A 22,725-nucleotide genomic window follows, 5' to 3' on the forward strand; every position below is an offset into this window, starting at 1 on the left:
ATGGAAAAACCAAGGGTAGCTTTAATCGCTCATGACAAAAAGAAAATTGATCTCATAATGTTTGTAAAAGAAAATATCGAAACCTTCAAATTTTGCGAGTTATACGCAACGGGGACTACAGGCAAATTTCTAAGGGAAAAATTGAGTTTACCGGTAAACGCGGTGCATTCAGGTCCTCTTGGCGGCGACATTCAGATAGGTGCCCTCCTTGTAGAAGGGAAAATGGACTTCGTTATATTTCTCCGAGACCCTCTGACCGCTCAACCTCACGAGCCTGACATTTCAGCTTTGATGAGAGTTTGCGATGTTCTCAATATCCCTCTGGCTACCAACCTCGCAACGGCAGAAGCCCTGGTGGTTGAAATCAAAAGCATTTTAAAGAGCTCAGAGCTCTGAAACGACTAAGATCGAAGCTGGAAAAAGGGAATATTTTCCAAAGGCCTCTTCTATCTTGAGAGATGTATCCATAAGATCTCTTCTGGCACCTAAAAAGCTGAGTTGCTCGGAAAGGGTATTAAAAGGCTTCAATCTATTGCAAGAGACCCCTAAAGCCCTTATAGGCTCTTTATTCCAAAGTTCTTCGATCAGCCAGTAAAGTACCTGATTCATTCTCTGGACGTTTGAAAGCGGAAAGTTAAGTTTTCTCGATGTTCTGACCGCACTAAAATCCGAATATTTCAAAAACAAACTGACCCCCTCTGCCTCAAACCCTTTCCTTCTCATTCTGTAAATCACCTTTGCCCCTAAAAAACAGGCAACCCTTTTCAAGAGTTCTCCATCTTCTATATTCCTTGAAAGTGTCATGGAATGGCCTATAGACTTTGGAGGAGAATTTTTAAAGAACTCGGCACGTGAGAAGGAACAGGCCAGAAGGGCTTTTTTCAAGCCAAGCAAGGCATTCCCAAAATTGCTGTAAAGAAAGAAATCATCTGCTTCGATAAACTCAATGGCTTTTTCATAGCCATAGCTCGAAAGTTTTATCAAAGTGTGGGGTCCGATGCCGGGAATATCCTTTACATCTACCTGTTTCAAAAACTCCTTTTCTGCTCCCCGGCAAATCACCACAAATCCATCGGGTTTCCTGAAATCGCTTCCGATTTTTGCCAGTATGGGGTTAGCAGCAATACCAATAGAAGCAGTTAACCCAAATTCCTTTATTAATCTCAGTTTAAGACCCTTCAATTGACGAAGTGCTTCTTTCAAATTTTCAAAATGAGCAAGATCAATATAAGCTTCATCGATGCTGGTCACTAAAATCTCTGGCGAAATGCTGTGAAGAAGCTTCATAATTTCCCGGGATACGTATTCGTATTTCTTGCCATCAGCTTCAACAGGAATTGCTTCAGGGCATAATTTTAAGGCTTCATGTGCTGGCATACCAGAGCGAACACCCTTTCTCTTCGCCTCATAGCTTGCTGTTGTAACAACAGAATGCCTTAACCCTTTCCCGGTAACTATAATGGCTTTCCCTTTCAGATAAGGGTTAGAAGCCTGTTCAACGCTTGCAAAAAAGGCATCCATATCTATATGTGCCACGTAATTGAGCGTATTACCACCCTCCCGGTCTGGAGCAGAACCATTTTTTCAAATCCTCATGATATTCAAGAACATAAGAACCGCGAGAACTCACCACGGAAAAATAATACACACATCTGTTTCCCTTCTTTTCCATCCAGAGATATGTGATGCTCTTTATATAAATTTTTATACCATCATAGCTGAACCTAACAGGGTAAAAACCGCTTTCCCCAAAATAAACTATTGTCTTTATTTGCCTTTTTTCGGTCAACATATCATCATCTCATACATGAAATTATGATTAGGTATATATTAGTATACCATTATTTGATAGCTTAAATCAAGGAGATAATGTCAAAAAATTTCTGCTGTCAGGGAAACCAACGTAAAAATAGCTCATTTGATGAAATTGTCTGATTAATCCGAGGAAAATTTTGTTAAAATCAATATATAGAATGTCACAAGAATAAATCGAGATCCGAGAATCCAAGAGAAAACGACGTTCAGTTTGTTGTCGGTTGTGGGTTATGGATTGAAGGTTGTACGGCAGCTACGCTGAGCTAAATTAAAGCTCAGGCTGTGCGCGACGAAGTCACTTATAGCAGCTTTCTTGCTACTTGCAACTCGTAACTCGGTATTTAATTCTCGGACTCTCGGTTCTCGTAACTCGGTTCTTATCCGCCGCAGGCGCATAGCCATTCCGGAGGCAAGGCTGTGGCATAGTCATGCATAGCCTGGGCGAAGTCCAGCATAGCTGTTTTTATTGTTTCTCTCGTGACTCGCAACTCGAATCTCGTAACTCGGTTCTTATCCGCCGCAGGCGCATAGCCATTCCGGATGCAAGGCCGTGACACAGTCACGCATAGCCTGGGCGAAGTCCAGCATAGCTGTTTTTATTGTTTCTCTCGTGACTCGCAACTCGAATCTCGTAACTCGGTTCTTATCCGCCGCAGGCGCATAGCCATTCCGGATGCAAGGCCGTGACATAGTCACGCATAGCCTGGGCGAAGTCCAGCATAGATGTTTTTATTGTTTCTCTCGTGACTCGCAACTCGAATCTCGGCATTTATTTAGGAGGTTTTAACTTTGAAAAGGATCGCATTGATTTTCGGGACAAGACCAGAGGCTGTTAAAATGGCGCCTTTATACCATGCATTGAAGAATTCAGATATGCAACCGGTAGTGATAGCCACCGCACAGCACAGGGAAATGCTGGATCAAGCATTAAGGCTTTTTGAGGTAATTCCAGACTATGACCTCGATGTTATGAGGGAACGACAGAGTTTATCAGGGTTAACTTCAAGACTCATTTCTTCAATTGATGGAGTCTTTATGGAAAATTCTTTTGATTTTGCACTTGTTCAGGGCGATACGACTTCAACCTTTGCAGGAAGTCTGGTTGCCTTTTATCATAAAGTGCCTGTCGGACACGTTGAAGCTGGTTTGAGAACCATGGATATATACAATCCTTTCCCCGAAGAAGCAAATCGAAGGCTAAGCGGGACCATTGCTACTTATCATTATGCTCCCACAGAAATGGCAATGAAGAACCTCCTTAATGAAGGTATTGACAGAGGAAATATATTGATAACCGGAAACACGGTCATCGATGCGCTTCTATGGACACTTAAGCATAAAAAAGAAGAAGTGCATAAATTCAGAGAAACTTTGGGTGTTGAAAGAGGAGAATACTTGCTTGTCACCATGCACAGGCGTGAAAATTGGGGTGAACCCATCAGGCAGGTTATGAAGGCAATTAAAGACATTCTCGCAGAAAAACCTGAACTCAAAGTAATTTTTCCAGTGCACTTGAACCCCGCTGTAAGGGAAACTGTTTACAGTGAATTGGGCGGACATAACAGTGTCTTGCTGCTTGATCCCCTTGATTATCTGCCTTTTGTTTCTCTCATGGAGGGGGCAAAATTGATATTAACAGATTCAGGCGGTATACAGGAGGAGGCACCGGCTTTAGGCAAGCCAACACTTGTTTTAAGAAAAACAACCGAACGTCCGGAGGCTATAAAAGCTGGCACTGCAAAACTTGTCGGCACAGAAAGAACAACGGTCGTTGAAGAAACATTGAAGCTTCTGGATTCTGCAGAAGAATATAAAAAAATGGCAAAGGCTGCTAATCCCTTTGGAGACGGTAAGGCTTCTGAAAGGATAGTTGATCATCTCAAAAAAGTCTTAGGAGTGTGAAGGAATGGATTCAATATCTATGTCTGTGCTCATCAAACTGGTTCAAATTTTTGTTATAGTTCCTTTGAGTGTTTCTTTCATCATTTTCAACAGGCTATCAAGAACCAAACATTGGGCATGGGACTTGTTCTGGGGCACATATGCTTTGAACAGGATTGCTTTTTTCTTTTTCTGGTACAAGGGAACTTATTTATGGTTTTTCCTAAACATAGCCTTGCTTACTCTAGAGGCCTTTTCTTTGAATGAATTGTTCAGATTTTATACTGGTAAATCAAGCAAGCTGGGGTTCTTTTCCTCTTTATTGATGTTTCCTGTCGCGATGTTTGTTTTTTTACTCCTGAAAATTTCTTTCTCAATAAGGCTTTGGGAGTTTTTTACGGTCGTTATTTATCTTTGATTTTTCTCGGCATTGTAATGATAAATTTTGGAATTGGTTTGATTCGCAAATATTCAGGTACAATGCGAACAGGCATAGCAATTGGTTGGGTAATTTTCATATCAGGTATTTCTACAGCTTTCTCAATAATAACTAAATTGGTTACTATCCTTCACACTGCTCAAACGATTTTCAATATTTTTCTCGTGGTATCTCTATTCGTTACCTACCTACTGTTCAGGGTTGAAATTGAAGTCCGCAAAAGAAACATGCTCGAAATACTTTATGATAGTATCTCAAAAAGCATCTCAAATGTTGCCATGTTCAGATTTACCCAAAAAGGGGAGAAGATTTATTCCAATCCTCTGGCTTCAAAACTCTTTGCCACAGTAACCAACCTTTACGAATTTGATAAAACCCTCAATGAACCTGAGAAGTTTCGCAGTGGAGTTGAAAATGCATTGAAAACAGGAAAACCATCTTTCTTGAAGTTAGAAATAAACGAAAGGGAATTCATATCTTATATTTATCCTTGTAAATTCAATGGTGAGAATACAGTAGATATAGTAATTCTTGATTCCCCGGAGTTAAAAGAAATCGAAAACGAATTGAAGAGTGCGATAGAGAACTTAAAAAAACAAATCGACCAGCAACTTAACTTTTTCGCTGACATGGTTCATGAATTAAAAAGCCCTTTAACAATAATCAAAGGATACACGGAAATGCTGGAATCGAGCGCAACAGTTGATCAGGAGAGGATGCTTCTTTCAATCCATCAAGCAGTTGATTATCAGCTTAGCCTTATAAACAACCTTATTGAAATGTCAAAAATACAGACAAGTAAGTCAGAATTAAAAATTGAAAAAGTCGATTTGTCAGAGATTATAACCGATGTATCCTATCAGTTCATTGATATTTCGTCGAAAAAAGGAATAAAGCTCGAGATAGAAGAAAACAAACTCCCCAAGGAATTTTACACAGATGCTTCGAAGCTAAAAAGAATTTTAATCAACCTTCTTGACAACGCTTTCAAATTTACAATAAGTGGAAAGATAAAGATTTCAGTATCTCCTCACAACGGCGATGTTTACTTTGAAGTAAAGGATACAGGCATAGGCATCAAGAAGGAATTTCTCGATAGAATATTCGATAGGTATTCAATTGAAAAGGGCGCAATGAACAGGGAGCTAAATCCTTCGGGAACAGGAATAGGTCTTTATCTAACCAGGGAACTTGTAGAACTCCTTGGAGGCAAAATAAAGCTGTTTTCGGAATACGGAAAAGGCACAACTGTTTACTTCACTATACCTAATATAAAAAAGGAGGGCTGAGCCCCCTTTTATTCAAAAACAATCATAATATCTCCTGCGTTTATATTATCTCCCTTCTTTACCCGTACCTCTTTTATCACACCATCTCTATCTGAGAGGACACTGTTCTCCATTTTCATTGCTTCCATTACTATTACTTTATCCCCCTTATTCACATAGTCTCCTGCAGATACCAGAACGTCAAGAATAATTCCTGTCATGGGGGATATCAATGAACCACCCGTTGAATGTTCGGGGCTTTTATGTTGCGCGGTTTTCTCAGCGATGCTTTCAGAGGAAACTTTTCGAACAGGAGCGGTTCTTTGAACCCCGGAAGTCGATCCCTGTTCCTCCGAAGCCGGAACCTCCTGGAGGTTTTGAATTTCTTCTACTTCCACCAGATACTCTTTGCCGTTGACTCTCACCCTGTATTTTTTCAACACGCCTTATTCCTCCTCGGTTTCCAATATACCTGAGGTGTTCTTGTTTTCCAACCGAATTTTCTTCCTGATACCGGGCTGATTTTTCTTATCTTAAAGCTACTCCCCAGCATATCATGAAGCACAGCACTAATAGCTGCGACCACCTCAGATTCATCATCTTCACTTTTCTGCTCATGAGCTTTTTTCTCTTTTATAACAACTTTTGCTACATTTTTGTTCTGCTCTTCCTTCTTTTTTGAAGAAAGAGTCACTCCAAAGAGGGAAAAAACGATATAAAGTATTCCAAGAACAGAAAAAACCACAAACAAACCTGTAAAAGTAATCGATAAAACACCATCCATGAAATCACTCCGAATCAAAGGGGAATATTCCCATGTTTTTTGTTCGGACGGCCTTCCATTTTACTTTGAAGTATTTCAAGGGCGTTGTAAATTTTTATTCTTGAATCCTTCGGATCGATGACTTCTTCAATGTAGCCTCTCGAAGCCGCTGCATAGGGATTAGCAAACATTTTCTTGTATTCTTCTATCTTCTCAGCTCTTGTTTTTTCTGGTTCAGGGGAATTTTGAATTTCTTTTCTAAATATTATATTAGCGGCACCTTCGGAACCCATTACTGCAATTTCTGCGTCAGGCCAGGCAAAGACCATATCAGCACCAAGGTGCTGACTGCCCATGGCTATATAAGCCCCTCCATAGGCCTTCCGTAGTATGATTGTGATTTTGGGAACAGTGGCTTCACTGTATGCATAGAGCAGTTTTGCTCCATGTCTTATTATGCCTCCATGTTCCTGAGAAACACCGGGCAAAAAGCCGGGGGTGTCAACAAGCGTTATGATCGGGATGTTGAAACCGTCGAGAAATCTGATAAATCTCGCTGCTTTATCTGATGCATCAATATCGAGCACTCCCGCAAGCACTGCAGGCTGGTTTGCCACTATGCCGACAGGTCTTCCTCCAATCCTGGCAAATGCTGTAACGATGTTTTTTGCATAATGGGCATGGACCTCGAGAAATTCTTCATTGTCAACAAGTTTGCGAATGATCTCTTTTACATCGTACCCATACTTTGGATTTTCAGGCAGGAGCTCTATGAGTTCCGGTATCTCCGCAATTTCCCGTTCTTCTTTAATAAAGGGTTCTTCTGCACTGTTTTGTGGCATATAAGATAGAAGCTTTCTTACAAGCAACATAGCTGAGGAATCATCATTAGCAATGAAATGAGCCACACCGCTTTTGCTATTGTGAACAAAAGCACCCCCAAGTGCTTCTTTGTCTATTTCTTCGCCCGTAACTGCTCTTATGACCTGAGGGCCTGTTATGAACATCTGTGAATTATTCTCCACCATGATTATGAAATCAGTAATCGCAGGTGAGTACACCGCACCACCTGCACATGGACCGGCAATAACTGTAATCTGTGGAACAACACCGGATGCCAGGGTATTCCGGTAAAAAATACCGCCGTATCCATAGAGTGAATCAACACCCTCCTGTATCCGGGCTCCTCCGGAATCATTTATTCCGATAATGGGAATTCCAAGCTTTAAAGCCATATCCTGTAGCTTCATTATTTTCTTCGCATGCATTTCCCCCAGAGAGCCTCCCTGTACTGTAAAATCCTGGGAGAAAACAGCAACCTTTCTTCCATCAATTTCTCCTATCCCTGTTATCACTCCATCACAGGGAAATTCTTTCTTATCCAGCCCGAAGTAAATGGAGCGATGCTTGACGAATTTGTCTATCTCTTCAAAGCTGTCTGGATCACACAGCTTCTCGATCCTTTCTCTGGCAGTGAGTTTACCAGCATCATGTTGCTTTTTGATTCGTTCTTCTCCCCCGCCAAGGGAGATTTTTTTATCAAGTTCATGGTATTTTTTCAGGCTTTCCCTCATACTTCACCTCCGCATATCAATGCTTTCCTTCAACAAGTTCAACCAGTACACCACCTGTTGTTTTAGGATGTAAAAAGACGATTTTAACTCCGCCAGCTCCGATAGAGGGTTCTTTGCTCAGCGGTTGAAATCCCATTGAAATGGCTTTTTCAATGGCTTCTGCTATATTGTCCACATGGTATGCAATGTGATGTATTCCTTCCCCTCTCTTTTCAAGAAATCTGGAAATCTCACTATCGCTTCTGATCGGTTCAAGAAGTTCTATTCTCGTATCGCCGACTTTCAAAAATGCTACTTTAAGTCCTCTTTCGGATAATTCTTCAATGCCATGCAGTTCAAGCCCAAGAAAAGATCTGTAAAAATCGAGTTTTTCTTCAATAGATCTCACAACTATTCCTATGTGATCGACTCTGTCAGTCCTCACTGTTATCAACCTCCCATGAAGTTTTGCAATTCGCTGGCAAGTTTATCTAAGGCTTCGTCGGGAAGATCTTTCAGCTCTTGAAATATGGTGTTCAATTTCTTAAAACGCCTTCTCTTCTCCCGCTTTTCATTTATTTTGCCTGATTCTTTCATAAAGCGTAATTCTTTTTCTACCAATTGGACAAGTTCTTCAAGATTTGTGCCTTTGACTGCGTCGGTGAGTATCACGTCTTTTTGATTCTTAGAGAACTCTAAGATCGCCTCTATTCTGCTTTTTAACCTGAAAGCCCCTTCCACATCCATTTTATTCACCACGTATATATCTCCTATTTCCATAATCCCGGCTTTAAGCATTTGAATTTCGTCACCCAACCCGGGGGCAAGAACAAGTAACACAATATCAGCAAGATTTGATATGTCAGTTTCTGATTGGCCTGCTCCAACGGTTTCAACGAGTATTTTTCTAAATCCACAACGCCCCAGCAGCTCAACAGCATCATATATTGAAGGGCTCAGCCCACCAAGTTTTCCCCTGCTGGCCATAGAGCGTATGTAGACATTATCATTTCTACTTGCCCTTTTCATTCTAATTCTATCACCGAGAAAAGCACCCCCAGTAAAGGGACTTGAGGGGTCAACGGCTATTATGCCCACCTTTTCTTTCTCTGAATAAATTGAGGCCAGTCTATCTGTAAGCGTTGATTTCCCAGCTCCCGGGCTTCCGGTTAAGCCTATAACATCATAATCGCAATCGGTAAGAGCATTGATTATCTCTTTCGCTTTAATGGGGTCATTTTCTATTAGCGTAAGCGCCTTCGAAATTTCCCTTATATCACCTGTTTTAAGTCCTTTTACAGAGAGTTCTGTCATTTCACCCTTTTCCTTATGCTATCAATTATTTTTTCAAGAGATGTTCCAGGGCCAAAGACTTCGAAAATGCCGATTCTTTTAAGCTCTTCTGCGTCATCTTCAGGAATTATACCACCAACAAAAATAGGCTTATCGGCGATTCCATATTGCTTCATGAAATCCAGAACACGCGGACAAAGCTTCATATGAGCCCCGGAAAGTATTGAAAGTCCGACGATATCAACATCCTCCTGTAATGCTGCTTTTGCAATGTCTTCGGGGGATTGTCTGAGACCGGTATATATTACCTCCATACCAGCATCCCTCAAAGCCATAGCAACAACTTTGGCGCCACGATCATGACCATCTAACCCGGGCTTAGCTATCAGGACCTTTATCTTTTTTTCCATTCCTCTCACTCCCTCTTATAGAATAACAGCTTCCGTGTATTCGCCAAAGACCTCTCTCAAGACATTGGAAATTTCTCCGATAGTAGCATAGGCTTTTACTGCCTTCACAATGTAAGGCATAAGGTTTTCATTCTCATTCAAAGCGGCTTTTTTAAGTTGTTCCAAACTCTGGCGAACTTCATTGTTATTCCTTCTTTCTTTGAGCTTTTTTAATCTAATTTTCTGCTTATCTTCCAGCTCTGGATTGACTTTCAATACTTTTGTAGGTTTATCTTCTTCCGTGGTGAATTTGTTTACACCAACTATTATTTGCTCTCCCTTTTCAATTTCGAGTTGAGTTTTATAAGCGGCATTGAGAATTTCTTTCTGAACATATCCATCTTCTATGGCTCGCACCATGCCCCCCAATTCATCAATCTTCTTCAAATATTCAAAGGCTTTCTTTTCCACTTCATCGGTTAAGTGTTCTATAAAATAAGAACCACCGAGACCATCGATCACATCAGCTACCCCTGTCTCATGAGCTATGATCTGCTGTGTCCTCAAAGCGATTGTGACCGATTCTTCAGTGGGCAAGCCAAGAGCTTCGTCGAAGGAATTTGTGTGCAGCGACTGCGTTCCACCAAGCACGGCTGCAAGAGCCTGGAATGCTACTCTCACGATATTGTTCATTGGCTGCTGGGCGGTAAGGGTGGAACCTCCAGTCTGAGTGTGGAACCTGAGTTTAAGGGCTTTACTGTCTGTTACTCCAAAGCGTTCTTTCATTATTTTCGCCCAGAGCCTTCTCGCGCTTCTAAACTTGGCAATTTCTTCGAAGAAATTATTATGAGCATTGAAGAAGAATGATAACCTCTTTCCAAAGATGTTGGGGTCGAGTCCAGCTTTTATTGCAGCTTCAACATAAGCTATTCCGTTCGCCAGCGTGAAAGCCACTTCCTGGATTGCATTCGCTCCAGCTTCTCTTATATGATATCCGCTTATGCTTATGGTATTGAATTCTGGCAGATATTTAGAGCAGTATTCAAATATGTTGGTTATAATCCTCATAGAAGGATTCGGCGGGAAAATGTAAGTGCCCCTGGCGATATATTCTTTGAGAATATCGTTCTGTATTGTCCCTTTTAGTTTTTCAGGCGGTACACCCTGCTTTTCAGCGACGGCAATATACATAGCCAGCAATATAGCAGCTGTTGAGTTAATGGTCATTGAAGTGCTTACCCTGTCCAGGGGGATTTCGTCAAAGAGAATTTCCATGTCTTCCAGAGAATCGATGGCGACTCCAACTTTCCCCACTTCTCCTTCAGCCATGGGATCATCTGAATCGTACCCTATCTGTGTCGGTAAGTCAAAAGCAATAGATAACCCGGTTTGCCCTTGTGAAAGAAGATATCTGTATCTCTTATTGGATTCTTCAGCGGTGCCAAATCCAGCATACTGCCTCATGGTCCAGAAACGACCGCGATACATGGTAGGCTGAACCCCTCTTGTATAAGGATATTCTCCGGGGAAACCGAGTTGATCGATATAGTCAAATTCGGGGATATCTAATGGGGTGTAAACATGTTTAACTTCAGTACCTGAAGATGTTTCAAAACGTTCCTTTCTCTCTGGAAATCTTTTCAGTACAGGTTTTAGTGTTTTTTCTTTCCAATTAGTCTCCGCTGATTTGATTTTTTCCAGTCGAGCCTTGTCTCCCATTTTCATCCCTCCCAATATGTTCTGTTACAAAGCTAAATCATAAACGAACTTTCGTCAACGGGTCAATGAATCTATTATCACTGAATATTGCAATTTTACTCCAGCTCTTCTTTGATTTTCCCGCGCATTGGCCGTTTATTGGAAACTGCTTAGCAGTCTGTTAAAATTTTTCTGAACAGAAGAGATTCGAAGTCTGTCATAATGATGTAAAATGTAAATAGTCGGAGGTGGTTCTATTGAAAAGGGGTATTATGTTCTTTCTATTTTTTCTGTCGGCAATCGTTGCTTTTGCTTCAATTGAAGAACTTGCCACAAAAATCCCTTCTTCAGCCTTAAATGTTCTTCTTGTGGAGGACCTTAAAGGCAATTATGAAAACCTGAAAGGTACAACTCTCGGTGATGTGCTCTTAAACCAGCTGGCACTTGACCAAATTGCTGCTCAATATATCGAAATGGCCGCCTATAACAATGGTCAAGACCCCCAGGTGATTTATAGCATTTTTTCGTCGAACCTCGCTGCGGCGAATTGGAGCTCGGAGTCGGGCTCAAAAAGCATTGTTATTCTTGGTCCCATTGAAAAAGCGGAAAATGCCAGGAAAGCAATTGAAAGCGTTCTCCCACAGTTTCTACCTGAAAACTTCAATTTAAATATCGCTACCGACGGAAAATATCTTTATATAGGTGATGTAGACGCTTATTCCAGAACGGAAAAAGGCTATCAGATTTCTATTATTAACGAGCTTCCAGAAGGCTTTATGTATATTGTGGGTGGCGATGAAGAATTCAGCCAGAAAGTGGTTCTTTACTTTGAAGACAATTACCTTAAAGGTGACGGAATATTATCAGCAAAAACGCAACAAGCTTCTGAAAAACTCCGTGCCCTTTTTGAAGGTGCATCAGTTGAAAAGCTGGAAGCAGCTCCGAGGTTTTCCTTCGCCACAATTTCCCTTAAAGCGAATTCAATAGAAGAAGCAGAGAGCTTATTGATGGATAGGTTCAATCTTTCTCTCACCACAGACACTGTTCAAGCGTTGTCAAAGGATTTTCTCGATAAAATTTCAGGGAAGCTAACCGGGGAACTTCTCGTAGATGTTGAGCTTGATATAGATGCGCTCTTGAATAGCTTTATGAGCATGCAGATGGGTGATGCCAATACAACAGAAGATACGACCTCTGTTCCTCCGTTAAAGCTGGTAAGCAAGATGGGTTTTAACGGGAACTTTGAAGAGTTGCTTTCTCTCATGGAGGAAGCGGGAGTTCCATACACAGCTGAAGGAAACGTTGCAAAGACCGAGCAAAACATGTATATATGGATTGATGGAGGCTATATTGTGTCCAGTCTTGCAAATAAAGATGAAACAGACAGCTGGCTTCAACACATGACCCCACTAAAGGATAATCCTGTATTTACACAGTTTTCCAGGGGAGTTCCCGCCGAACACTCCTTTTCGCTATTTATAGACGCTGGAATTGCTTTAAGTGCCTTAATGGGTACTGAAGTGGAAAGTGGAATAGCGGCTTTTTCATGGTATTCATATGATGATAATGCACTAAAGGGAAAATTCATAATCAAATAAAAAAAGCCCCGGAAGCCTTAGCGGAGCGTCGGGGCAATGAACATCTCGCAACAAAATTATACCATCTTAAACCATAGATAGTCAAGTGTATACTATACTGGATTTTAGATGTTTCGAATTCCATTAAAAAAGTCACCCTTTTCGGGTGACTTTTTGATTTATGAATCTTTAAAATGACCACTTCGTGCCATCAGGAGTATCCATCAACTTTATTCCAAGTTCCATAAGCCTGCCTCTTATCTCATCAGATTTCTCATAGTTCTTCTCTTTCCTGAATTGACTCCTGAGGTCAATGAGTATTTTCACAAGACCGTCAATATCAAAGTGATTGCTTTCCGGAAGTTCAAATATCCCCAGAACCGGCCCGAATTCATTCCTGACAAGATGAAAAGCCTCAAGCTTTCGCAATTCATCAGAAGCATTGGCGACTTCATTTATCATTTCAAAAATCAGCGCAAGGGCTTTTGGAGTATTGAAGTCATCATCGAGATATGCTTTAAATTCGGCGATTTTCTCGCTTATCCAGGAGGATTTTCTGGCAAAAGGTTGTTTGTCCCCCAGACTTTGCTCAAAGTCATTCAATATTTGATTTCCTCTCGTAACAGCCGTCTTCGCTTCTTGTAACAGGTCCTCCGAATAATCGATGGGTGAGCGATAATGTTTGGAAAATATGAAATAGCGAATGGCGTCTTTCCCGTATTTTTTTACGGCTTCCTTTATTGTTATAAAGTTTCCAAGAGATTTGGACATCTTTGAACCGGCAAATCTCATCATGCCATTGTGCATCCAGTATTTTGCAAAGGGTTTCCCATACCTTGCTTCTGACTGCGCTCTCTCGTTTTCATGGTGGGGAAATATCAAGTCTGAACCTCCAGCATGAATATCGAAAGATTCTCCAAGTATACATGTAGACATGACTGAACATTCAATATGCCAGCCAGGCCTACCCTTTCCCCAAGGGCTTTCCCAGTAGGGTTCATTTTCCTTGGCAGCTTTCCACAACGCAAAATCCTCTGGAGATTTTTTCCGTTCCCCGGGTTGTATTCTTGCCCCAGCAATCAGGTCTTCCAGCTTTCTACCTGAGAGTTTGCCATAGCTATCAAAACTTGAAACATCGAAATATACATCACCTTCTGAAACATAAGCATGGCCTTTCTCAATGAGGTCTTCAATGAATTCGATTATTTCATCAACATAATGAGTTGTTCTAGGATGAAAATTGGCAGGCCTTATACCCAAAGCCATGGAATCCTTCCAGTATTGAACAATATAGCGTTCAGCTATTTCAAGCGAATCTACATTTTCCTCATTGGCTTTAATGATTATCTTGTCATCTATATCCGTGAAATTCTGGGTGAGTATAACCTTATATCCGGAGTATTCAAGATATCTGCGAAAAGTGTCAAAGGTAATAGCGGGTCTGCTATTGCCCAGATGGACGAAATTATACACTGTCGGCCCACAAACATAAATTCTGACCTCACCGGGATTTAATGGGATGAGCTCTTCCTTTTTTCCAGTGAGAGTATTTGTTATCTTTATCACAGATTGCCCACCGCCCTATCTATCCTATCCGTAACTTTGTTTTTTCCAAGCAGGAAGAGAACTTCCACAAGCTCCGGCCCTTCATCCATGCCTGTAAGAACCTTTCTAAAAGTTTGATAGAAAAGCTTCCTATCAGGTTTGATTTCTTTTATTGCTCTTTTGACAACATCCACCACTGCTTTGTGCTCCCAGGTGTTTATCTCTTCGAGATATTCCTTTATTTTCTTCAAAACAAGTACCACTTGCTTATCTTCTTCAGTTTTCTTGGATAATTCGATAGTTTCGGGATCTTTGAAATACACTTCGAGCTTTTCAGGAATTTCTTCAAGAATTTCAACACCTTTTCGGACAGAATCCACGGCTTTTCTCAACCACTTTATGTTGGCCTTAGCCTGCTCTTCAGTCATGTAACCTTTTTCAATTATATATGGAATAGATAATTCCGTGACCCTTTCAAGATTAACCTCCCGGATATAAACACCATTCATCCAGCGCGCCTTTGCCACATCAAAAACGGCCGGGCTTGAATGAAGTCTTTCAATGGAAAATTCCCTTATCATTTCATCAATATGCATTATTTCTTTCCCTTCTGGATGGGACCATCCCAGCAAGGCAAGATAGTTAACAAAAGCCTCGGGAAGGAAACCCTTGTCACGGAATTCCTCTACAGATGTAGCTCCATGCCTTTTGCTCAGCTTTTTACCATCAGGGCCGAGGATCATCGATACATGTGCAAATTTCGGCGGTATAATTCCAAAGGCCTCATAAAGAGCTAATTGTTTTAGTGTATTTGAAAGATGGTCATCACCCCTGATTACATGGGTTATCTCCATAGATATATCGTCCACAACCACTGCAAAATTGTATATGGGTAAGCCATTTGACCGCATAATCGCAAAATCGCCCAGCGAACCCTCTTTGAAAACGACTTCACCCTTTACCAGATCAATAAAGGCGTATTCCTTCCTTGGCATCTTGAAAAATATAGCAGGCTTCAAACCCTTTTCTCTAAATTCCTTGCGCCTTTCCGGAGTATCAAATTCTCTGAACATCTCTTCTGAATAATGCGGAGCTTTGCCCTTAGCCATCAGAGAGTCATGCAGTCTTTTGATTTCTTCAGGGGAAGCGAAAACTTCATAAGCTTTCCCCTCTTCAAGCAATCTTTCTGCCATCTGTCTGTATATATATTTCCTTTCGCTTTGCCGGTAAGGACCATAAGACCCACCAATATCAGGACCTTCATCCCATGAAATCCCCATCCATAGAAGAGATTCTATCAATTTTTCTTCAGATTCTTTTGTTGATCTTTCTAAATCGGTGTCTTCTATTCTAAGAACGAATTTTCCATCAGAATGTCTGGCATAAAGATAATTAAAAAGAGCCGTCCTGGCTCCTCCTACATGCAAGTGCCCTGTTGGGCTTGGAGCAAACCTAACTCTAACCATTTCTTTCACCACCTGTCAGATGTTTAAATGTTTTTCAGCCATGAGCACCCCGGCAATGGTCTTTCCATCTAAAATTTTACCTGAAAGAATCTCTTTTACAATGTCTTGAAAGGAAAGCTCTATCTTTTCTATAAACTCTCCGGAATCAGGTTCTGGTTCTCCATCGGGTATAACCTCAGCGAGAAAGATGTGAATTTTTTCGTCAGAAAATCCCGGTGAAGTGTACATTTCACTTAATTTCGTTAATTTCATTGCTTTATAACCCGTTTCCTCTTTCAGTTCCCTGACAGCACAGAGTTCTGGTTCCTCGCCTTCTTCCAGTTTTCCAGCGGGGATTTCCAGTAAAAACTGGTTGACTGGAAACCGAAATTGCTTTACAAGTATTATCTTATCGCCAAAAACAGGTACTACTGCGACAGCACCTTGATGACGCACTACTTCCCGATGGCTCTCAGAACCATCTATCAGTTTAACTCTGTGCTTTTCCACCTTTATAATATTGCCAGTAAAAATCTCTTTACATTGTATGGATTTTTCGGCTTTTGGTTCCTGAACTTCCATTTATCGTCATTCTCCTCTTAAATCAAATTGTAACGGAAGTAATTCAGACACACTGGTTTCCATTACCTCATTTCGTCCTGCCAATATGACTGTAAACTCTCCAAATTCAGCCATAACCTGACGGCATGCGCCACAGGGTGGGGTCGGGGCTTCCTGTGACCCAACAACAACCAAGCCTTTGAATTTCCTTTTGCCGTTACTTACCGCGGAAAAGATGGCACTGCGTTCAGCACATATGGTAAGACCCAGGGAAGCATTTTCTACATTCGTTCCCAGAAATATCTCTCCATCTTCTGTTAAGAGAGCCGCACCAACTGCAAAATTCGAATAAGGGGAATATGAGTTCTCTCTTGCTTCCTTGGCTTTTTCAATCAGCAGCTTCTTTTCCTCTTTGGTCAGCATGTCTTCTCCTCCGTTCCACAGTAAGCTTTATTTTCTCGATACGGTTCTTACCAATTGCTATGATTTCAAAGTCGAAACCATCTATACTTATTATCTCACCAACCTCAGGAAAACGCTCCAAAACTTCAAGCAGATATCCACCTACGGTTTCAAACTCCGTTTCAGGGAATTTGACTTCAAGTTCTCTTTCAATATCATTTATAGGTGTCATTCCATCTATTATATATGTATTCTCACCTATCTTCTCTATTGTTATTTCCTCGGATTCTACATCGTACTCATCCAGAATTTCCCCTGTAAACTCCTCAAGGATGTCTTCCATGGACACCAGTCCCGCAGTACCACCATATTCATCCACTACAATGGCTAAATGAATTTTTCTCTGCTTGAATTCTTTCATCAAATCATGGATTTTTTTGGTTTCCGGTATGAAAAATGGAGCGCGCATTATTTCCTTTACCGGAATAGTATTCAAAATCTTTTCCGTGTAATTTCTCTCCGCAATATAGCCAATGATATCTTTTGCATAGCACACACCAACAATGCGGTCAATGTTATCCCGGTAAACGGGTATTCGTGAATACCCTTCTTCATGAACAAGATTTAATAGATCCCTGAGTACTGCATCCTCTTCTATACACACTATTTCAACCCTTGGTGTCATAATTTCTTTTACAGAGGTGTCCTTTAATTCCAGGGACATCTTCATCATACGTCTTTCTTCGGGAAGCAGTACACCTTCTTCATGGCCTGCGTCGACAGCGGAAATGATTTCATCCTCGGTTATAAAGGGGGTTTCTCTGACTTTTTTTCCTCCTCTGATCACTATCAAAGCGTTGGAGATTCTCATAAGAAGCCATATAATCGGGGTGAGAACCCTTGTTACAAAGGAGATAAAACTTATTATCCTGCGAAAGACTTTTTCAGAATTTTCCCTTGCATGGATCTTGGGTGTTATCTCACCAAAGACAAGTATCAGAAAAGTCATCACACCGGTTACTATAGCTGCTGCAGTGCTCTGAGCACTTTCAGGCAGTATTTTTAATACCAGAAGTGTGGCCACAGAAGATGCGAGAATGTTGACAAGATTATTCATTATGAGAATCGCTGTGAGCATCTTATTTGGCTTTTCAAGGGATTCTTGAAGAATTTGCTGCATGGATTTGTCTTTTTCCTCTTTTAGGAGTTTCCTTAACTTCAACCTACTCACAGAAGTAAGAGCGGTCTCAGAACCGGAAAAAAGTCCAGAAAGATAGATCAAAAAAACAAGAAACAGAAAGTTCAATAACAACGAGAGAGGGTCTCCAGTACTGGCTGGGTCTTCCACTGTAATTTAACACCTCCAGATCAATAGTGATATGTTTTTCCCTTTATTATTGTTTCAGCCCTGTATAGCTGTTCTAAGAGCAGTAACACCGCCATCTCATGGGTAAAAGTTAGCTTTGACAATGAGAAAAGCTCCCATCCGCCTTCCAGTATTTCACGGGAAAAGCCATAAGGCCCACCTATGAGAAACAATACTTTTTTCACACTTCTATTTTGCCATGTTTTTAGCTTCGATGCAAATTGAACCGATGTGGGGATTTTCCCTCTTTCATCAAGAATCAAAACCTTTGCATATTTCTCAACTTCAATTATACCGATATATCTTTTTGCTTCTTCCTTTTTTATTTCTTCAATATTGCTTCCTCTTCCCGGTGGTAACGTTGTAATTTTAACCGTAGCATAAGGGGACACCCATTTCAAGTACTGTTCCACCCCTATTTTGATGAAATCCGTTTTGATCTTACCGGTTACCACTATTTCAAAGGTCACCGGCTATCACTCTTCCTTTTTTAATCGTGGCGGTAACGATCTTTCTGGAGAACATATACGGCAAATCGATGTAACTATCCATATCGAGGAGAGCAATGTCGGCATCATAGCCTATTTCCAATAACCCTTTACTGTCAGCCATACTCAATACATGAGCACTATTTGCTGTATAAGCAGTTATCGCCTCTTCTACACTGAGACCGTTTCGAGAAACTGCAAGATGAATTACGATTTGAGGGTTATAGATGTTGCATGAACCCGGGTTGAAATCTGACCCTAACGCAACAATCCCATTATGTTCAACCAGAAAATCTCCTCTTGCATACTTCTCTTTTAGAAAGAAAGAAGTTCCAGGCATTAATACCGCTGTGACATCACTGTTCGCTATTGTTTCAAGAGTAACCTCATCTGCTGCAATTAAGTGATCCGCTGAAACAGCCCCAAGCTCAACGGCAAGTTTCCCGCCGCCAGAATTTACTAGTTCATCAGCATGCATTCTTATCCTGAAACCCTGTTTTACCAATTCCTTCAAAAATCTTCTGCTCTCATCAGGCTCAAAAACGCCCTTTTCACAGAAAATATCAGCTGTATCTGTATATTCTTTCACTTTATCAGTGAAGCCAAGCAAATATTCAAGATATTCCCTTTTATCCCTGTAATTGTGCGGGAAAGCATGTGCACCCAAAAAGGTGGAAATCACATCAATAGGTTGGGACTTATTCAGGCGGTTTAACACCCTTAACTGTTTTAGCTCTGATTTCTCATCAAGCCCATAACCGCTTTTTCCCTCTACCGTGGTTATTCCGCAATGTGCCATTTCCACTAAATTTTTCATATTGTATTGAAAAAGCTCGGTTTCAGAAGCCTTTCTAACCGCTTCAACAGTTGAAAAAATGCCGCCGCCGTTCTCCATTATTTCCATATAGCTTTTCCCCTCGAGGCGCATGAGAAACTCAGAGCTTCGATTTCCTATAAAGGGAATATGAGTGTGGCAATCAACAAACCCGGGCAAAGCTATCAATCCCTTTGCCTGGATTTTTCTCAACGCAGGCGGCTTTTCAGTCCCGATATAGGCGATTTTTCCATCCTTTATACCTATATTCGCTCTTTTTATAACTCTGAGCATTCCCATTTCTTTACCCCTGACGGGGCCTTTGTGGATGGGGGAAACGATCTCTTTAAGACCAACAATTAGAGCATCAAGCTCCATTATTGATCAACCTCACGTGAAATTGCATCGAGCAGTTTCTTTTCGATAACCGAATCGGGATCGTAGTTTTCCAGGCGCAAATAAAAATCTGCAACATCAAAGAGGGCTTTCATCGGAACCATGCCGACAATTTCCGAGCCAACTATTGGGACACCATATCTTTCCGCTTCAAGCTTAATAATTTCAAAAACTCTATGAATGGGGGTCTTTTTATAGTTCGTCAAATTCATGGAAACCTGTACTATACCCCTCTCTTCAAGCTTAAAACCCAGAGCTTTTACATACCTGAACCCACCGCTAATATGCCTGACGGATTTTGCAATTTTTTTTGCAATTTCAATATTGTCTGTACCGAGGTTAACGTTGAAGGCTATTAGGAATTCCCTGCATCCTACAGCTACGACACCAGCAGTGGGATGAACTTCATCAGGTCCAAAATCGGGCTTCCATTGAGGGAGCTTTATTTTTTCATGAAAACCTTCGAATTCCCCTTTTCTAATCTCCGAAAGATTCTCGCGTTCCTTTGAGCTAGCAGAATACTCATAAAGATACACCGGTATCTCAAGTTCTTCACCGATTTTTTTGCCAAGCTCTTTTGAAAGTTCTACACATTCTTCCTTTGTAACCCCCATAATAGGCACAAGAGGAATGACATCTACCGCTCCCATTCTTGGGTGTTCGCCACGATGTTTTCTGAGATCTATCAATTCCTGAGCTTTTTTTGACATGTTAAAAAGTGCTTTAATAACAGCCTCAGGATCTCCAGCAATGGTCACTACCGATCTATTATGATCTGGATCGCTTGAATAGTCGAGAACCCATACTTTTTCAACTGCTCTTGCTTCATCTACAATAGCTTCTACTACTTCTTGTCTCCTGCCTTCACTGAAATTGGGAACTGATTCGACGATTTTCATATAGCAACCTCCTTTTATGTTTGTTAAATTGATTTTTGGTTCCATACCTCGTTATTGGCATTACAAAGGTATATTCTTGCGTAACTCCTATATCTTGATTATATCTCACTGGTTCTAAATTTAGCCTCGACTTTTTTGGTAAGCACCCTATATACCAATCCGAGCTGAGCTGAAAAAATCATCACTGAACTGCCACCGTAACTGATAAAAGGAAGTGGAATACCTGTAACCGGCATTAATCCAATGTTCATTCCTATGTTTTCAGTTATGTGGATTAGAAAAGTAACCATAACTCCAACAGAAACGAGATATGAAAACATATCCGGGGCTTTTTTGGTTGCACTCCATAAGTTCAACATCAAAATCGCATAAAGCACGAGCAATGTAAATGCTCCAACAAACCCCATTTCTTCACCAATAACAGAGAAAATAAAATCGGTATAGTCTTCTGGAACAAAACCGTATCTGTTCATAACACCTAACAATAAGCCCTTTCCTGCAAATCCCCCAGAACCTATAGCCCTTATAGCTTGTACAGTATTATATGCCGAACTCGATGCGTATTTTTCAGGGTTCATAAAGCTGATAATTCTATTCATCTGATACTCTTCAAGCCCGAAAAACATCAGCAAAGGAAAAAGAACAAGCCCCATTATCAGCACAACAAGAATCCATTTATCGAATTTTCTGCTGAAAAAAGTGATAAAAAACCAGATCCCCAAAATCATAAGAGTCATCCCGAGATCCGGTTCTCTATAAATCAGCAATGCAATTAATCCAGTTATTGCTGTGCCTGCGAAAAAGCCACCTTTCGATTCCGAATACAGCTTGGCCAGAAAAAGAACTATCACAAATTTAGCCACTTCTGACGGCTGAAAACTCGCAATACCAAGGTTCATCCAGCGCCTTGAACCTGATACAGGAGGCAAAAATAGCACAACTATCAACAGTAAAAATGAGATTAATAGCAGCTTGACGGTAAGAGTTTTCCAGAATCTGAAACTGAATCTGGATACAACAAAAAAGGCTGATAATGCAAGCACATCCCAGAACAATTGCCTGTAAAACAAACCAGAATATCTGCTACCATATGTAGCAGAAAACAATGCCAGAAGTCCATAGGACATAAGAGCAACCAGGTTAAACGGTAAAAGGAAATCAGTGCCTTTTCTCATCTAATCTTTTCCTGATTCCCTCCTGCAATTTGCAAAAAGAGCACGTATCCTGTGTTGTGGGATAACCACAATTGCTACATTCTTTAAGCTCGATTTCACCTTCATAGCCAGAAAAGATTTCTCTAACCTTAAAATATTCTGTCAAGAAACGATGTTTTGTGCCAGGCTGATTAACTTCGAGAGTGTTCAAAAGCTCTTTATACAACATCGAAGAAGCACCGCGAGAGGCGGGACATTCTTCCATGATATAATCAATACCTTTCATAAGGGCAAAAGTTGCTACTTCCCTCTCGCTCAGGAGAATCAAAGGTTTTACCTTTGGGGTTAGTTTATGATGAGTTCTTGGCAAGACTGGATATTGCTTTTCAAGATACCCCAGTTGCCAGTGTGTTATGTTACCAAAGAGCGTTGCAGCTTCATCATCAAGGTTATGACCTGTTGCTATCACATCATAATTCGACTCGTTAGAAAACCGGTTCATTATATATCTTTTCACAAGACCGCAAATCGAACATGTCTTTCTGCGCATGAGCTTTGCCGCCTCGGGAGTGGAGAGTCCACCAAGATACTCTCTCACGCTGGAAATGAAAAGCTTTAGCCCTTTCCTTTCAGCAAAAGAAATTGCTTTACTTTTCGAAATCTCTGAATATTTTCCAATTCCAAGATCTATATAGAGCCCATGTGCATTATAACCAAGATCATTCAGAACTTCCCATAGAACAAGACTATCTTTGCCTCCAGAAACAGCCACAAGTATCTTCCAATCAGGTCCAAACATCCTGTATTTTTTTACAGCCTTTTTCACCCGGGAGTAAAAAAACTCTTCGTAATGCTCCTGACAAAGGGCTATATTGTGTTGCTTGAGATGTATTATCGCTTCTGATGAACACTTCTTACATTTCAAAATAAATCCTCCTCACAAAAGACATATTAAGAGTTTTCAAGAAGGTTTGGTCCT

The 22,725-nt window shown here is 40.9% G+C and carries 24 protein-coding genes; 5 read left to right on the forward strand and 19 right to left on the reverse strand.

The window, feature by feature from the left end; genetic code table 11:
* Nucleotides 1–396 carry a methylglyoxal synthase gene (locus AT15_RS04615; protein ID WP_068346833.1) on the forward strand — a complete coding sequence of 132 codons (396 nt, stop codon included), beginning with the start codon at nt 1–3 and terminating at the stop codon, nt 394–396.
* Here the strand turns inward: AT15_RS04615 and AT15_RS04620 are convergent.
* Nucleotides 385–1,521, reverse strand: coding sequence for a DNA polymerase Y family protein (locus AT15_RS04620; protein ID WP_068346835.1), 1,137 nt, complete (start codon nt 1,519–1,521; stop codon nt 385–387). The genes AT15_RS04615 and AT15_RS04620 overlap by 12 nt on opposite strands.
* Before the next feature lie 28 nt (nt 1,522–1,549).
* Complete coding sequence (locus tag AT15_RS04625) at nt 1,550–1,792, reverse strand: hypothetical protein (RefSeq protein WP_068346837.1); 243 nt, start codon at nt 1,790–1,792, stop codon at nt 1,550–1,552.
* Nucleotides 1,793–2,604: 812 nt separating this feature from the next.
* Here AT15_RS04625 and wecB point away from each other — a divergent pair.
* From wecB to AT15_RS04640, 3 genes are read left to right on the forward strand one after another with little or no spacing between them, the layout of a single operon-like run.
* A complete protein-coding gene (gene wecB, locus AT15_RS04630; RefSeq protein ID WP_068346839.1) occupies nt 2,605–3,717 on the forward strand; it encodes a non-hydrolyzing UDP-N-acetylglucosamine 2-epimerase in 1,113 nt (370 codons plus the stop codon).
* A 4-nt stretch (nt 3,718–3,721) separates the two neighbouring features.
* Nucleotides 3,722–4,114, forward strand: a complete 393-nt coding sequence (locus AT15_RS04635) for a hypothetical protein (RefSeq protein WP_068346841.1) — start codon at nt 3,722–3,724, stop codon at nt 4,112–4,114.
* A complete protein-coding gene (locus AT15_RS04640) occupies nt 4,111–5,424 on the forward strand; it encodes a sensor histidine kinase (RefSeq protein WP_068346844.1) in 1,314 nt (437 codons plus the stop codon). Before AT15_RS04635 ends, AT15_RS04640 begins: the two co-directional genes overlap by 4 nt.
* Nucleotides 5,425–5,432: 8 nt before the next feature.
* Here the strand turns inward: AT15_RS04640 and AT15_RS04645 are convergent, their stop codons facing one another.
* The 7 genes from AT15_RS04645 to AT15_RS04675 are packed head-to-tail and all read right to left on the reverse strand — an operon-like array spanning nt 5,433 to nt 11,120.
* A complete protein-coding gene (locus AT15_RS04645) occupies nt 5,433–5,846 on the reverse strand; it encodes a biotin/lipoyl-containing protein (protein WP_068346845.1) in 414 nt (137 codons plus the stop codon).
* Nucleotides 5,840–6,187 carry an OadG family protein gene (locus AT15_RS04650; RefSeq protein WP_068346847.1) on the reverse strand — a complete coding sequence of 116 codons (348 nt, stop codon included), beginning with the start codon at nt 6,185–6,187 and terminating at the stop codon, nt 5,840–5,842. Before AT15_RS04650 ends, AT15_RS04645 begins: the two co-directional genes overlap by 7 nt.
* A 14-nt stretch (nt 6,188–6,201) precedes the next feature.
* Nucleotides 6,202–7,740: an acyl-CoA carboxylase subunit beta gene (locus AT15_RS04655; RefSeq protein ID WP_068346849.1), complete on the reverse strand. Its 1,539-nt coding sequence runs from the start codon at nt 7,738–7,740 to the stop codon at nt 6,202–6,204.
* A 16-nt stretch (nt 7,741–7,756) separates the two neighbouring features.
* Nucleotides 7,757–8,164 carry a methylmalonyl-CoA epimerase gene (gene mce / locus AT15_RS04660; RefSeq protein ID WP_068346851.1) on the reverse strand — a complete coding sequence of 136 codons (408 nt, stop codon included), beginning with the start codon at nt 8,162–8,164 and terminating at the stop codon, nt 7,757–7,759.
* A 5-nt stretch (nt 8,165–8,169) separates the two neighbouring features.
* Nucleotides 8,170–9,033: a methylmalonyl Co-A mutase-associated GTPase MeaB gene (gene meaB / locus AT15_RS04665; protein ID WP_068346853.1), complete on the reverse strand. Its 864-nt coding sequence runs from the start codon at nt 9,031–9,033 to the stop codon at nt 8,170–8,172.
* Nucleotides 9,030–9,422: a cobalamin B12-binding domain-containing protein gene (locus tag AT15_RS04670; RefSeq protein WP_068346855.1), complete on the reverse strand. Its 393-nt coding sequence runs from the start codon at nt 9,420–9,422 to the stop codon at nt 9,030–9,032. Before AT15_RS04670 ends, meaB begins: the two co-directional genes overlap by 4 nt.
* 15 nt (nt 9,423–9,437) lie before the next feature.
* Complete coding sequence (locus AT15_RS04675) at nt 9,438–11,120, reverse strand: acyl-CoA mutase large subunit family protein (protein WP_068346856.1); 1,683 nt, start codon at nt 11,118–11,120, stop codon at nt 9,438–9,440.
* A gap of 236 nt (nt 11,121–11,356) precedes the next feature.
* On the opposite strand from AT15_RS04675, the gene AT15_RS04680 reads away from it, so the two are divergent.
* Complete coding sequence (locus tag AT15_RS04680; protein ID WP_068346859.1) at nt 11,357–12,697, forward strand: hypothetical protein; 1,341 nt, start codon at nt 11,357–11,359, stop codon at nt 12,695–12,697.
* A gap of 168 nt (nt 12,698–12,865) precedes the next feature.
* On the opposite strand, the gene cysS is transcribed toward AT15_RS04680, so the two are convergent.
* The 10 genes from cysS to AT15_RS04730 form a co-directional block, all read right to left on the reverse strand.
* Nucleotides 12,866–14,239, reverse strand: a complete 1,374-nt coding sequence (gene cysS / locus AT15_RS04685) for a cysteine--tRNA ligase (RefSeq protein WP_068346983.1) — start codon at nt 14,237–14,239, stop codon at nt 12,866–12,868.
* Nucleotides 14,239–15,687, reverse strand: a complete 1,449-nt coding sequence (gltX, locus tag AT15_RS04690) for a glutamate--tRNA ligase (RefSeq protein ID WP_068346861.1) — start codon at nt 15,685–15,687, stop codon at nt 14,239–14,241. The genes cysS and gltX overlap by 1 nt, the downstream gene beginning before the upstream one ends.
* A gap of 15 nt (nt 15,688–15,702) precedes the next feature.
* Complete coding sequence (locus AT15_RS04695; protein ID WP_068346863.1) at nt 15,703–16,248, reverse strand: NUDIX hydrolase; 546 nt, start codon at nt 16,246–16,248, stop codon at nt 15,703–15,705.
* A gap of 6 nt (nt 16,249–16,254) precedes the next feature.
* A complete protein-coding gene (locus AT15_RS04700; protein WP_068346865.1) occupies nt 16,255–16,650 on the reverse strand; it encodes a cytidine deaminase in 396 nt (131 codons plus the stop codon).
* On the reverse strand, nt 16,616–17,977 hold the full coding sequence (locus tag AT15_RS04705) for a hemolysin family protein (RefSeq protein ID WP_068346867.1): 1,362 nt from the start codon (nt 17,975–17,977) through the stop codon (nt 16,616–16,618). The genes AT15_RS04700 and AT15_RS04705 overlap by 35 nt, the downstream gene beginning before the upstream one ends.
* A 20-nt stretch (nt 17,978–17,997) precedes the next feature.
* Complete coding sequence (locus tag AT15_RS04710; protein ID WP_068346869.1) at nt 17,998–18,465, reverse strand: 23S rRNA (pseudouridine(1915)-N(3))-methyltransferase RlmH; 468 nt, start codon at nt 18,463–18,465, stop codon at nt 17,998–18,000.
* The gene (gene hutI / locus AT15_RS04715; protein ID WP_201029938.1) at nt 18,455–19,675 is read right to left on the reverse strand and encodes an imidazolonepropionase; all 1,221 of its coding nucleotides are present in this window, start codon (nt 19,673–19,675) and stop codon (nt 18,455–18,457) included. The genes AT15_RS04710 and hutI overlap by 11 nt, the downstream gene beginning before the upstream one ends.
* Nucleotides 19,675–20,592 (reverse strand): glutamate formimidoyltransferase, encoded by a 918-nt coding sequence (gene ftcD / locus AT15_RS04720; RefSeq protein ID WP_068346873.1) that lies wholly within the window; start codon nt 20,590–20,592, stop codon nt 19,675–19,677. The genes hutI and ftcD overlap by 1 nt, the downstream gene beginning before the upstream one ends.
* 98 nt (nt 20,593–20,690) lie before the next feature.
* On the reverse strand, nt 20,691–21,767 hold the full coding sequence (locus AT15_RS04725) for an FtsW/RodA/SpoVE family cell cycle protein (protein ID WP_068346875.1): 1,077 nt from the start codon (nt 21,765–21,767) through the stop codon (nt 20,691–20,693).
* Nucleotides 21,751–22,671, reverse strand: coding sequence for a TIGR00269 family protein (locus tag AT15_RS04730; protein ID WP_068346877.1), 921 nt, complete (start codon nt 22,669–22,671; stop codon nt 21,751–21,753). Before AT15_RS04730 ends, AT15_RS04725 begins: the two co-directional genes overlap by 17 nt.
* Nucleotides 22,672–22,725 lie beyond the last annotated feature (54 nt).

This window comes from Kosmotoga arenicorallina S304 (genome assembly GCF_001636545.1).
Classification (GTDB): Bacteria; Thermotogota; Thermotogae; order Petrotogales; family Kosmotogaceae; genus Kosmotoga_B; species Kosmotoga_B arenicorallina.